Source organism: Bacillus sp. JJ783, assembly GCF_036963225.1.
Taxonomy (GTDB): Bacteria; Bacillota; Bacilli; order Bacillales; family Bacillaceae_G; genus Bacillus_A; species Bacillus_A cereus_U.
Map to the genome: position 1 here is coordinate 1 of NZ_JBALMG010000047.1, position 14,125 is coordinate 14,125.

A 14,125-nucleotide genomic window follows, 5' to 3' on the forward strand; every position below is an offset into this window, starting at 1 on the left:
TCTTTTGTTAGCCGATGAACAATCACACGAGTAGGAACTTTATCAGTCATTCCTACATAAGCGTCGGATATTTCACATGTTTGTCCTGGTTGAAGAGAGTTCATTAAGACCTCCATATCTATCTGTATATACTCTGTACCTTTCTTGATTCTTCCATCTTGAAAATAATCAGGGGTGGGATTTTTTTGATAAATACGTGTATTTGATTTAATACGAGAGATATAGTAAGCCTTTTTATCTTGTATATGTTGAAGATCTTTCAAATGAAAATAACCTAAATCACGGATACATAAATCATTCGCTGTCACAGTTGGGGCACACAGAGAGCCGTAAGTGCGATCATGTTGTTTACCTGGACCTGCATGAATATGTAGGAACTGCCCACTTAACAAATCATACTCAAGTTGAATTTTCATCCCAGCTGTATGGCTGCATCCTCCTGCACCTGGATAAACCGATGAAAATACATCCGGGAGTTGAAATGCAGTTGAATCTAAGATACGAATACTCTTAAAAATAGAAGTATAGGGAGAAGAAAACAACCTAGATGAAGATAATTTTCGGTTCAGAAGTTTAGCTAATACTTGTTGTAGAAACTGCGCGGCTGCGGCGTTAAATCTTTGATTTAGTCCTTCAGGACTTATGAGCACTTCTGTTGATGCTTCTAAACAACTACATAACTGGGTTAAGGAAGTTTTTGCTACACTTTGGCTTACCCATACGCATAAAGCTACTAAATCTTGTGTTTGATACTTACTTGTTCGCTGTACAAACCCAACATCTCTAGCTAGATTCTGTAAGGTATTTGGGGATAAAAGACTCTGAATCTCCTGTGAAAATAGTTGTAGTTCGTTAGCTACAGAAATAGACATACAAAAAACGCCATCCTTTCCTATGATTCTACAGAAAGAATAACGTATTTTTTTCATTTTGAGGATATTTCTTTTTATTAGTTTGATAGCGATGGGGTTCGTCCCCGCATAGCAAACCAGCATTCTAGCCAAAAAGCAATCCTTAGATCAAAAAATAAGAATAAAACCAATGAATAAATATTTAATTTATGTTTTTTTAATCTCATTTTCATAATCTTGAAGTTCCTTATCTGTCATTACATATGGAGAGGGATCCTCTTTTATAAACCGTACCGCATTTAGTCCTATCATCTGAGCAGCGGCGGACGGCTGACCATCTGGAATAATAGGCGAAATGGACAGATCGGCAACCTTAAGATTTTTGGTACCAAACACATTGAGGAATCCATCGACAGCCCCTTCTTGAATCGTCTGTCCCATCCGACACTGCCCGCCTAAAGAGAAGTTCGTGTAAGAGGCTTTGACATAATTCTCAAGCTGCTGTTGTTTGTTGGGATCATTGTCAGGTAGCTGGAATATACTCTCGGGAGGATATACAACTTTCCCGATTCCGTTATTTGGGTATTTCAGTGGATCTCTAGCCTCTACAATAATATTATAAATTCTCTTATATTGATCGACCATATACGTTAGGTCATTGGGATCTTCCAACGGATTGAAGTTAAGAGATGGATAAGCCTCTGGATCGCTATGTTCCACTAGCACTGTACCCCTGCTTTTTGTATTCACGTCTACAATACCAAAACTCATGATACTTGGAGTGGTTTGGAAAGTTAAATCTAAACTCCAACCATTGCTGATCACATCTGGAGCAGGGATAAAAAATGGGAGAGGAACCCCTATCAGTTGGAGACGACGACTTTCTAGTAGATTCATTGGATTCTCTGCTTGGAAAGAACCTAGGATAAGTGGAAAGTTGGGATCAGCAAAAAATATGGGGAGAATTTGGGAGGTATCTATCTCAACCCCCAATCCAACATAACCCTGAGTTTGAAGATTGTGACCCACATTTGGACTCTCTATCAATGTTGGTATACCTGCTTTAGCCAAATCATCCGATTTACCGATTCCTGAACGTTGTAGAATGACTGAGGAAAAAAATCCTGCAGAGACGATAATGCCTTTTCTTGCAAACCTTCTATGTGAAACTCCATCCTTGACAAATTCAACACCAACCGCAATGTTCAGTCCATTTTTTTTCTTAAATAAGATTTTGTTAACGGTTGTTTTAGCTAAAATAACCAACTTTCTTCCACCAACTCCAAATTCATCTGGATGGAACTGGTTTCCTTGACTGACAATATGGTCATTTAAATAACCTGTTGCCGTTGAGGATCGGACAAATTGACCGGGGCTAACCTCTTTTTGAATAATTTGCGTTTTATAAAATGTACAATCCCTTATGCCGGTATTATAGTCCACAGCAATCGGCGTTCCCAATACAGTGTTTGTTGCTTGAACTAACGTATTGATCAATCCATTAGGGGGAATACTCTGTTGCCTAATAAAGATTGGCCCTTGTGATCCTCGTTCATCAGGGTCTTGTGTCGATCCTGTATAGGTTTCATTTTTTACAAATAAGGAGCTAATCTTGTCGTAACTCCATTGATTACCAACAAGACTTGCCCACTGGTTATACAACTCTTTACTCCCACGTACAGCGTACATGTCACTAATTTCTGAGCTTCCCCCTATGGCGCGACCATTTGTTGCAATAAGTGTACGTGCAATAGTTGACTCTAGTTCAGAAGTAACATTAAAGCTAAACCTGTTACCGCGGGTTGTATTAATGGCAGCAAGAACGCTAGGGTTACTTAGCTCATTCGTCATATTTGTTCCTGCTTCCAGCACTAGTACAGAAGTATTTTTGTCATCCGTTAATTCTTTGGCAATTACCCCTCCAGCAGTTCCGGCACCGATCACGATATAATCAAATTTGGTAGGGTCTATTGGTTTTATAGGCTCTGGAAATTCACAAGGAAATGCACGAGGAAATAATGAATAAGGAAATTCACAAGGATTGAAACAGTTTCTATTTTTTGATGACATGAATAATCAAGCTCCTTTTTTGCATTTAGTATATTAAATGTAAAAAAGGAGCTGTTTCTTGTACCAATGTCTTTACTTTTTAAAAAAATGTATGTTCTATACATGTAAGGTTAACATAACGTCCTATTATCGGGATTTAATGTATTTAGAAGACTATTAAAAGTCCTCCAGATTTTTTAACTGGGGGACTTTCGTGTTCACATAATTCTCGTGATCAGAAGTCAATGTATCTTTAAGTTTACAAATTTAAAAGCGGAATGTCTTTGTATGGTTGATATTTATTTTCTTCTATATACAATAAGTTTCTAATGTATATCTTATTCATGTGAGGTTAACATAACAACACTTATGTTTGCTTTGTTCTTCTGAAAGAATCTCGTTTGTATTTTAAATGCCACTTCATAATTTTTTTGCTAGCTTTATTCTAATTATTTCAACGATCTTGAAGGGGATTTGTTTTTTTTTTGAGATATCGATACTTGTTGCTTGTGGATGTTCCTCTAATTCTTTTTGGACCAATGTGATGAAGTCTTCTTTTTTCAATGGGATCCTCCTTATCTGATTGATATTTCTTATCGACATCAACTTCATTTAAGGTGTGATCGGGGTGATCCTTGTAGGACAATCCCCGACTAAAATCAGGGAACTGGTAACCGTGTTGGTAGCGGTAGTGATTACGGAAATTGTGCAGTTTTCGAAATTCGCTATATAGGTGCGGATAATATCGGGTATGATGGCAATACCAAAAGGATTGTCTCCTACGGGGTTGCGAACGATACCTTTTGCATCGAACGGATCATATTATGCTACAAACCCGTCCGATCGCTAATGTGTTAGGTACATTCCCGACGGGTATTGAAGCGCTGATCGTATTGGTGGTTGTATCAATGACTGAAACGTTATTACTTAGGTTATTCGGTACATAAACTTTCCTTCCATCAGGAGTAACCTCTGCATCACTAGGGGAATTCCCTGTTCCTTTTGTAATGGTATCGATGATAGTATTAAATGTTGGAGAGTTCGGGTCTGCATCAATGACTGAGATAGTATTATCACCTGAATTTGTAACATAACCCCTTGTTCCTACGAGTGTTTTTCCAGCTCCTACTCCAGCAGGTCCAATTCCCACTGCTATTGTAGTAACTGTATTGGTTGCCGTATCGATGACTGATACGGAACTGCTGTCTGCATTCGTCACATAAACACTTGTTCCGTCAGGAGTAATCGCTACATCAATAGGTGAATTCTCCACTGTAATGGTATCGATGACGGTATTGAATGTTAGAGAATTCGGATTCACATCGATGACTGATACGGTATTATCTTCCGTATTTGCTACATAAGCTCTTGTTCCAGTGGGTGTATTACCGATCGCTATTCCGAAAGGGGAATTCCCCACTTCATCTGTAATAGTGGTAGTCACCATGTTGCTTTCTATATTGATGACTGAGATGGTATCATCGAACAGATTCGTAATATAAGCCAATGTTCCGTTTGGAGTAATCGCCACTGAAATAGGTCCATTCCCAACTGGTACGGTATCGATAACCGTATTGGTGGCTGTATCGATGACTGATACGGTATCAGCACCCAAATTTGCCACATAAACTCTTGTTCCATTTGGAGTAATTGCTACTCCATTAGGTGCATTTCCTACTGTAATGGTGGCAATCACAGTATCAGTTGCCGTATCGATGACTGATACTGTATTACCCTGGTCTTCAAAAATACCAGTATTGGGTACATAAGCTAATACCTGACAAGGATCGATTGAACTGATATTACAGATTGGGATAATACGTGTTCCAAATTCACCAATGAGAATCAAACTTCCGTCATCGACGCGGGAAATACGACCTTGGAGAATATCACAACATCCTGAAATCATGACTGAAATAATCTTTCCTTGTAATCGCTGAAGTTTGGTCTTTAGGTCTTGAAAACATATATTTTCTGGCCCAAGAGGGCTTGGAGGTTCTAGTATCGGAAATGCGCAAGGAAATATACGAGGGTCGAAGCATTTTCGGTTCTTGGATGACAAAAAGAATCCAACTCCTTTCTTCTAAAATATACTACAACTATATGGAATCGGACTTTTTTCGCTTGTATCTTTGCCCGCGTTTGTTCAATTAAATTTCTGGGTGTATATCATATACATGTAAGGTTTACATAACATAAAATTATCGGTAGCAAAGAAAACGCACAAACCTTTAATACAATTGGGTTTGTGCGTTTTCTTTTTGTATTATTCTATGCATGATTTTATACATTGTAGATATATTAGGGTTTTTCCGGCTTACGAATGTCCTGTATTAGTACAAAAATTTGTATAAAATCTTGTATAGATGAAAACAAGTGATACGTGAATTATTAGGAAAAAGGGTATATCATTGCTATAGCGAATATATTTTTGAGGTGAAACGCTATGAAGACGTTTTATAGTCCTAGTGACGTGGTGGAGCAATTAAGTATCCAATCATCTACGTTACGTAAGTATGCAGACGTGTTAGAAAAAGAGGGTTACACCTTCATAAAAAACGAGCGTGGGCATAGGAAGTAAAGAGAAAGTGATGTAATGGTATTCCGTAAGGTTATAAACCTAAAGAACGATACAGATATGACACTAGAAAATGCCACAAAGCAAATTGTATCATGGCATCAAGGTGTTGAGGTGTTGCCATTGGATCGACATGAAGTTGAGCGCTATGAAGAACCGGATTTCAACGCTACAACGCTACAGACGATGATTCAAGATCAAAAAGGAGTCATTGAAAAACAAAATGATTTGCTCCAAGAATTAACCAAACGACTAACTGAGCAAGACCAGCGATTCATACAAAGAGAATCAGAGTTATTAAGCGCTATACAAACGATACAGGAATCCCAGGCACTTATAGCGACGAATACTAGCGAAGACATGGAAAAGAACCAGGGCCGTGATGAAATGCTCATGCAAACAATAAGGGAAGTCCAGGAAGTTAAGAAGATGATTGCAGCAAGTAAAGATAAGAAATGGTATGAGTTTTGGAAATAATTTTTTGAAATTTGATTAATTATTTTTCGCCACCTCTAAAAAATATAGAAAAATGAATATAAAAGTAAAGCTTAGAGTCATATGAGAACCCTGAACTTTTTTGGATACTACTGATAATCGGATTTTATGTGAACTAAATCTTAGGAAGAAGGAATTGAAAATGAATAAGAAATGTCCTAATTGTGGTTTTAGAGAAATCAGGCAAGATTCATTAGATGTCCAAGCATGTTTAAGACTTATTAGTACGAATAACCTTTTTAATCAATTTTCAAGTGTGATTGCTGATGTTTGCACGGAGTGTGGTAACATTTTATCTATGAAAGCAGAACATCCAGAGTATTTTAAAGTAGATAAATAAAAATTATTGATAATAGAGATTATGTGAACGAAAAATCCCTTTAGAAGGAAGATCTAAAGGGATTTTTTTTATAGATTTTGAGATACATGGACTGCTGATAATGATACGTTATGTTAACCGATCATGTATAAGATATACATCATGAATTTTATTAGATGAGCGTAAACAAGCATACAAGCCAAAGTACTAGATTCGAATATAGATAATTATATTAAATTTCGAAAAAAAGGAGATGAATTGTTTTGAACTCATATTTTTCAAAACAAAGATGCTGTCATAGAATTTTTCCTGCTTTTCCACCTGCTGTCCCTCCGATCCCAGAACCCCAAGGACCACTAACGATCATGACATGGAACATCTATTTTGGAACTATCTTATCGCCTTTAGTAGGAACCACTCCAGAGCAAATCCCACAACGTGTTACTGAGGTCTTTAGACTGTTTCAAGCAACAAATTTTCCGGTACGAGCAGGGGCTATTGCTGATCAAATTGCAAGAAAAAAACCAGATATAATAGGTCTTCAAGAAGCAGTAATATGGCAACTTTTGTTACCTCAAAATTCTGAAGTAGCAGTAGAGTATGATTTTGTTTCGATCCTTCTCAAGGAGTTAGAAAAAAGAGGATTGCATTATGAAGTTTTAGCAATATTAGACACTACGGATGTTACGTTACCTAGTAGCACCGGCTTCAACGTTCGATTTGTAGATCGAGATGCGATTTTGGTGCGAAAAAATTCAGGACTTAATTTCTCAAATATACAAACAAAGATTTTTGAAGCTTTTCTTCCCGTTCCAGTTGGCGGTAATGTTGAAAAACTCCTGTTTGGTTTTATATCTGTTGATGTCAAAATATCCGGAAAGAAATTTAGACTCGTAAATACTCATTTACAACCCGTTATACCTGAAATCCCCCAAACACTTCCAATACAACTCGCTCAAGCTCGCGAACTTTTAACTGGCCCGGGAGCGACTGATCTTCCCCTAGTATTCATAGGGGATTTCAACTCAAATTCTGACGGCAGTGGTCCATCTTACAACCTTTTGATAAATGCTGGATTTAAAGATACATGGACTATCGCAGGAAAAGACAATGGATTAACATGTTGCCAAGATGCTGATGTATTAAATTTGATCTCGCAACTATTTGTTAGAATAGACTTAATTCTCTTTCGAGGCGATTTCAAAGTTGAAAAAGTGGACGTTGTAGGAGAAGAGCAAGATGATCGTACACCAACGGCACTATGGCCTTCTGACCATGCAGGAGTTGTGGCTAGCTTGATTCTTCCCTCCTAAAGAAAGGACTATATTAAAAGACTCTGATAAATAAAGAATACAGTCAGAGAAATATGAATAACGATAAGCTGCTCCCCTAACTATAGGCGGTGATATTGTGATGGGATCTATCATAATTTATTTAATTAACTACCGATAACGAGAATTATGTAAATGAGCTGTCCAAATGGATGGCTTATTTTATTTTTTGCTTAGCGTGGTTTTTTTCCAAAATGCTGGCGGTACCCCATCGCTATCAAGCTAAGAAAAGCAAATACCCCAAAACGAAAATTTTGTATTTTTTATATTAGTAAGGCTCATTTTTATTTAATGAGAATGCATGGATACTCTATTTGTAATATTACCGCAACAATTGTAATGATTATTCCGAAAATTGAAAAATGGATTTCGATTCTAAGGGCATTTCTGGTTGTTTGATTGGATTTTGAGAAAGAGTAAGGTAAATCCTTTTAAAGCAATATAACACGAAAAATAGATACCTTTATGCATCTTAAATTAGCATAAATAAGAATACACAGGGAGTTTCAACTTGTTTGAATTTAAAGTGTTTTTAACTCCGATGAAACATGAATCATTCTAATTATTAGTAAAATTAGAATGTAAGATTCAAGTGGAAAGAAGGGGTTAATGTGAAAGAAACAATTAGTAGTTATGAAGATTTATTGAATATGTTAGACTCATTATTGCGCGAACCAACTCAATTTTGGGATGATTTTTATTCCAATCGTGAAAAGGAGATTCCCTTTTTCACCAATAAACCGGATGAGAACTTAGTTAGTTATTTTGAAAAAAAATTACTTAATTCAGGAAAAGTTCTTGAGCTTGGATGCGGTCCAGGCAGGAATGCAATTTACTTTGCTGAAAACGGATGCTTAGTTGATGCGGTAGATTTATCAAAGGAATCAATTCACTGGGCAACAGAACGAGCAAAAGAAAAAAATGTAAATGTGAATTTTATTCATGACAATATCTTTGATTTACAAATTGAAGAAGGCACATACGATATTGTGTATGATTCAGGATGTTTTCATCATATTGCCCCACACAGGAGAATGAGTTACATAAACTTAGTAAAAAAAGCTTTAAAACCAGGTGGTTATTTTGCAATCACTTGTTTTGTTCAAGGTGGAGAATTAGGTGGAGCAGACATAACAGATTGGGAAGTATACAGACTACGGAGTCTTAAAGGAGGACTAGGCTTTACAGATGAAAAGTTAAGAATCATCTTTAAAGACTTCTCTGAAATAGAAATACGTAGAATGAAGGGAATTAAACAATCAAATGAAGTATTTGGTATGCCTGCGTTATGGACAGCCTTATTTATGAAAAATCTTACTGAGTAGTAAAAAGAATGATGTTTTCTTAAACAAATTATATATTTCTGTTAGTAAAAACTATGTGAACGAAAAAAACCTTCAAAAAATCTGTATGATTCCTTTTAATTTATTAAATATTGATAGAATAGTACATCATTGCTATCAAGATGAGATGAATTTGTGTTTAAATATTAAAAAATACGCTATTCTTTCTGTAGAATCATAGGAAAGGATGGCGTTTTTTATGTCTGTTTCTGTGTCTGACGAATTACAACTATTTGCTCAAGAGATTCAAAGTTTTTTATCTCCAAATACCTTACGGGATCTTGCTAGAGATGTTGGTTTTGTACAACGAACCAGTAAGTACCAAGCAAAAGATTTAATAGCTTTATGTGTATGGGTGAGCCAAAATGTAGCTATGACTTCTTTAACTCAGTTATCTAGCTGTTTAGAAGCATCAACAGCAGTACTCATCAGTCCTGAAGGACTGAATCAACGATTTAATAAGGAGGCCGTCCAACTTTTACAACACCTACTAGCCGAACTACTAAGCAAAAAATTGGCCGCATCTATGCCGATTTCTGCTCCATACACTTCCGTTTTCAAACGTATTCGTATTTTAGATTCAACTGCATTTCAACTCCCGGATGTATTTTCAACGGTTTATCCAGGTGCAGGAGGCTGCAGCCATACAGCTGGGATAAAAATTCAACTTGAGTATGATTTTTTAAGTGGACAGTTCCTTCATATTCATACAGGTCCAGGTAAACAACATGATCGCACTTACGGCTCTCTGTGTGCCCCAACTGTGACAGCGAATGATTTATGTATCCGAGATTTAGGTTATTTTCACTTGAAAGATCTTCAACATATACAAGATAAAAAGGCTTACTATATCTCTCGTATTAAATCAAATACACGTATTTATCAAAAAATTCCACCCCTGATTATTTTCAAGATGGAAGAATCAAGAAGGGTACAGAGTATATACAGATAGATATGGAGGTCTTAATGAACTCTCTTCAACCAGGACAAACATGTGAAGTATCCGACGCTTATGTAGGAATGACTGATAAAGTACCAACTCGTGTGATTGTTCATCGGCTAACAAAAGAACAACAACAAAAACGATTACAAGATCAAATTGTAAGAGAAAAAAAGAAAGGAATGAAGTATTCTCCTCGTAGTAAACGACTCAGTGGTATCAATGTATATATGACAAACACCCCCACAGATACTGTCCCGATGGAACAAGTACATGATTGGTATTCTTTACGTTGGCAAATCGAAATTTTATTTAAAACGTGGAAGTCATTCTTTCAAATTCATCAGTGTAAAAAGATAAAACGAGAAAGATGGGAGTGCCATTTGTATGGACAATTGATTGCCATTCTACTCTGTTCTTCTATCATGTTTCAAATGCGGCAATTACTTCTTATGAAAAAGAAACGAGAATTGAGTGAGTATAAGGCCATATATATGATTAAAGATTATTTTCTTCTTCTTTTCCAAGCTATACAGAAAGACACCCAAGAGCTATCAAAGGTTTTACTTCGCCTGTTCAACCTCCTACAGCAAAACGGACGGAAATCTCATCGATATGAGAAAAAAACGGTCTTTGATATATTAGGTGTCGTTTACAATTGTACCTTGTCTGATAATCAAGCCGCTTAATTCAAAAAAGCGAAACCCGTTAGGGTTTATTTCGTATGCAAATTTTCAAATTACCTACACTTGCCCTTTAGAAAAAAGAAACAACCTCTACTATAATTGACGTTGTATGAGCTTAGCTTGATAGCGATGGGGTAGCACCACATAACCAGAAAGGACTGGAGCTCCACCAACTACATCACCTCCTGTTGTGGTGAAAGTATTACATGTAGAAACAGATACAAACTGAGGGTCTGGACAACAACACATATACAACATCCTTTCATTTATTAAATAGTATTTATCGAAATATAAGAATCACCTACTTTATTAGATGCTTGTTTTTATTAACAGGTCACGGCTCATAGAAAGTGAATTCAGATATAAGACAAGTTACGTATTAATTACGGGTGATTTATAACAAAAGCGTTATTTGATACCGAATAAAAATAAAAAAAGCCCTTTAAGAGGGCCGTGTAAATGCTATCGCATATCGTATACCACAGTATATTCATGTCTTGGACTAATGCGAACAAAATAGTTATTTGGTAGAAAGGGAGATTAGTATGATTCCTTTAGAAATTAAATATAAAAAGGCGATTATCGTCAAATCGCCTTTTGGGTAATGTAGTGCAATTTTATTCAGTTATTTGAAATATAGTTTCATTCGGTTTGGAAAATCCATACAGTTTCCTTGCTAATTTTAAAATGTCTTCATCGCTACCTGTTAAAGCTTTAACATCTTTCTCAAGGGAATGTCCATCCTTCTTTAAAGAAGATAATTTTTGTTGCTCCTTATTAAGCATGATTTGTTTTTCTTTAATCATTTCTTGTTGCTTATTAAGGGAATATTGAAGGACAAAAATCATAGGTAATATAAAAGCTAAAGTGGCTATAATACGGCGTCTTGTTTTTTTATCATTAACTTGATTCGTATTAGGATTCACTTGCTGTGAGGGTATCTTAGGATTTGATTGTTGTGATGATATTTTGGGGATGTTTCCCATTAAAATGCCTCCATTACTGAGTGTAGAATTTAAACCGTTTAAAAGTATTATAAATGTTCAATGGGAATTTTAGAAGATATTTTAGTACAGGTGAGTTTTGTAAAGTTTAAACAAAATCGTTATTTAAATAAAAGAAACCCCGATTGTCTGCGGGGCTCCTAAGGGTAATCGTCAAGTAATGACGTACTCGACTAATTAACAATATCATGAATTTTTTGGTAAAAATACTGGTAAATGTGTCCAAATGAATGAGGGTATCATTTGGAACAAAAATGCTATTTTAATTTCAAACAAAAGAGCAGTCAGCAAAAGCTAACTGCCCCATTTTGGAGGAAAATCAATTGTTACAGATTGGCGTATTCAAAGTATGGACAGAAATTGGGGATTTATTCAGACAAAACTAAAAAGAGCACCTTCAAGTAGTGCTCTCAATAAGTTGGGCCCTCAGAGAGTAGTGTGGCACACATGATAATATATGTGAGTTATTCATTGAGGTGCAAATACCTAATAAAAACTACATTTGGCACAACAAAGCAGCTAGCTCAATTAACTAACTACTTGTTGTACAAAAGAAATTAGGCCCTACAAGTAATGATGTGTAACTTTAAGTTACAGTTATAGTGTAAACAAGATTGGAAAAGTTATACGGAAGTGAACTTAATAGAAATTTCATTTTGTAGAAAAGGGGAATGGATATGGTTATAAATCCCTCAGAGCGGTTCTGGTGCAAAGATTGTATTTATTTGAAAGAGGTATATAGATTCCTAATGGAATCTATTCTTATGCAGCCATTCCGAATAGTTGATGAATAAACTTCACTTCATTTTGGACAGACTTGTCCCGTAAAATAAGTTGGCCTTTTTTAATGATATGCATCGCTTCTATTCCTGAAAGAATAGATTTAGCTGTACGAAAAGATTTCAATCCTAGCATTGAACGAACTCTCTTTTTAATAAAACGATGATCTTGCTCTACAATGTTATTAAGGTATTTTACCTGCCTTATTTGGATGCCCACAGGCATCTTTTTCTCTGTCTTCAACTCTTCAATCGCTATAGGATAGGCCGGGTTTTTGTCCACTGTAATCACACGGGGCTTTGAAACATGAAAAGACTGCAAAGCTTTCTTGAAAAAACGCTTTGCAGCCCTATGATCTCTTGTTTTGCTTAAATGAAAATCAATTGTATATCCTTTTGAATCAACAGCACGATATAGGTACATCCATTGACCTTTGACTTTCACATACGTCTCATCGACTCGCCAAGAATCATTGGTTGACTTAAGATGACGTCGTACTCGCTTATCTAATTCGAGACCATATTGATGAACCCATCGCATGATAGTTGTATGAGCCAGGGATAGCCCGCGTTCTTCCATCATTTCGACTAAATCACGAAAACTGAGGTTGTACCGTAGGTACCATCTCACGGTTAATAAAATAATATCCGGTTGATAATGTTTCCACTTGAATAGATTTTGCTTTTCCATACCAATCACATTCTTTTTTAGAGTAATAGTATCAGTATGTCCAAGTCTGAAAGACTTTTTTTAGATATTTTGAAGTTTTTGCACCAGAACCTAAAAATGTAATCCCTTTTCGCAATTTGTTTTTATAAGCGATTATTTAAATAGAGAGGAGAGGGAAGTAAATACGGATCAATAAGAAAAAGGTTAATTTTGAAAAATTACGTCCATTATGGGAAACTAAAATTAAAAGAAAGTAATAAAAATCCGATTCTTTAAATACATGAGAATCGGGTTTTGTATGTAAAATATTTCCTTAACGTACAATTTTCTTTTTTGGGTCGTGTCGGGCCAACTTCATCAAAACCTGTGGGATACTTTGTGAAATTAGTTGTTTTCGCAGCCTTATCAAGATTTTTCGCTTTCTTTTCAATATCCTCAACAGTCCCAACTACCTTACCGATAGTTTTTACTGTTTTTACGGTTCCACCAGATAATACAAAATCGATTTGGAAAATATCATATTGATTCAAATCGCAAACTAGAAAATCTTCCATTTGATCCTTCAACTTTTTTGAAAAATAAGGTGTTTATTTAAATGTTATGTACAAAAAAACGTAGGAATATTTAATTCCTACGTTTTTTATAAGTTAATCAGATCCTTTACTATTACAATTCCTCAAATTTATCAATTTCAGCTTTACGCTTTAAAAATATTTCAATATCTTTATTCTCTCTTTCCATTAAACCAAGAGCATGTCTATCGTTTAAAGCTAATTCTTTATAACCCCATATATATTCTATTGTTGTCGCTTTACTATGTTTATGATCCGCAAAATACCAATCTAAAGGTTGTAAAGGATTAGATACTTCAAACAATTCGGCTGGGTACCATGAAGGCAAGTTTTCATTTTCACCTAAGATTAGATAGTCTAATTCTCCATTCAATGAACTAATACCATAAACCACATATTCCTTATGGATTTCTAAATTTATAATCGAGTCTCGATTATATCCTTGTTTTAATAAACCCTCTGAAAATGTATCTCCTGAATTTTTTATACACATTACCTTCATATACAA

11 protein-coding genes and 2 pseudogenes are annotated in these 14,125 nt (G+C 35.6%); 5 read left to right on the top strand and 8 right to left on the bottom strand.

All coding sequences use genetic code 11. The features are described from left to right. The 4 genes from V7038_RS10365 to V7038_RS10380 all read right to left on the bottom strand — a co-directional run. Nucleotides 1-872: IS4 family transposase (locus tag V7038_RS10365; protein ID WP_335470085.1), on the bottom strand; the 872-nt coding region annotated here is incomplete at its 3' end. Nucleotides 873-1,058: 186 nt separating this feature from the next. After that, nucleotides 1,059-2,921, bottom strand: coding sequence for a GMC family oxidoreductase (locus tag V7038_RS10370; protein ID WP_335470088.1), 1,863 nt, complete (start codon nt 2,919-2,921; stop codon nt 1,059-1,061). Between the two features lie 399 nt (nt 2,922-3,320). Further along, on the bottom strand, nt 3,321-3,464 hold the full coding sequence (locus tag V7038_RS10375; RefSeq protein ID WP_199710127.1) for a hypothetical protein: 144 nt from the start codon (nt 3,462-3,464) through the stop codon (nt 3,321-3,323). A 253-nt stretch (nt 3,465-3,717) separates the two neighbouring features. Then, nucleotides 3,718-4,809, bottom strand: coding sequence for a beta-propeller fold lactonase family protein (locus V7038_RS10380; protein ID WP_335470091.1), 1,092 nt, complete (start codon nt 4,807-4,809; stop codon nt 3,718-3,720). A 537-nt stretch (nt 4,810-5,346) separates the two neighbouring features. Between V7038_RS10380 and V7038_RS10385 the strand changes: the two are divergent. From V7038_RS10385 to V7038_RS10405, 5 genes and pseudogenes are all read left to right on the top strand, one after another. Then, nucleotides 5,347-5,955 (top strand): annotated as a pseudogene (locus V7038_RS10385) (DUF3967 domain-containing protein). Between the two features lie 160 nt (nt 5,956-6,115). Next, nucleotides 6,116-6,313 (top strand): hypothetical protein, encoded by a 198-nt coding sequence (locus V7038_RS10390; RefSeq protein WP_002069099.1) that lies wholly within the window; start codon nt 6,116-6,118, stop codon nt 6,311-6,313. A 242-nt stretch (nt 6,314-6,555) separates the two neighbouring features. Next, nucleotides 6,556-7,605 (top strand): endonuclease/exonuclease/phosphatase family protein, encoded by a 1,050-nt coding sequence (locus tag V7038_RS10395; protein WP_335470094.1) that lies wholly within the window; start codon nt 6,556-6,558, stop codon nt 7,603-7,605. 629 nt (nt 7,606-8,234) lie between these two features. Continuing rightward, on the top strand, nt 8,235-8,948 hold the full coding sequence (locus V7038_RS10400) for a class I SAM-dependent methyltransferase (protein WP_283747542.1): 714 nt from the start codon (nt 8,235-8,237) through the stop codon (nt 8,946-8,948). Between the two features lie 217 nt (nt 8,949-9,165). Then, nucleotides 9,166-10,595 (top strand): annotated as a pseudogene (locus tag V7038_RS10405) (IS4 family transposase). 614 nt (nt 10,596-11,209) lie between these two features. Here V7038_RS10405 and V7038_RS10410 read toward each other — a convergent pair. From V7038_RS10410 to V7038_RS10425, 4 genes are all read right to left on the bottom strand, one after another. Beyond that, complete coding sequence (locus V7038_RS10410) at nt 11,210-11,578, bottom strand: FtsB family cell division protein (RefSeq protein WP_335470097.1); 369 nt, start codon at nt 11,576-11,578, stop codon at nt 11,210-11,212. A 780-nt stretch (nt 11,579-12,358) separates the two neighbouring features. After that, nucleotides 12,359-13,066, bottom strand: coding sequence for an IS6 family transposase (locus V7038_RS10415; protein WP_335470100.1), 708 nt, complete (start codon nt 13,064-13,066; stop codon nt 12,359-12,361). A 251-nt stretch (nt 13,067-13,317) separates the two neighbouring features. Next, complete coding sequence (locus V7038_RS10420; protein WP_098988860.1) at nt 13,318-13,599, bottom strand: hypothetical protein; 282 nt, start codon at nt 13,597-13,599, stop codon at nt 13,318-13,320. Nucleotides 13,600-13,711: 112 nt separating this feature from the next. Next, entirely contained in the window at nt 13,712-14,119 is a 408-nt protein-coding gene (locus V7038_RS10425) for a hypothetical protein (RefSeq protein WP_098988861.1), read from the bottom strand. Between the last annotated feature and the right edge of the window lie 6 nt (nt 14,120-14,125).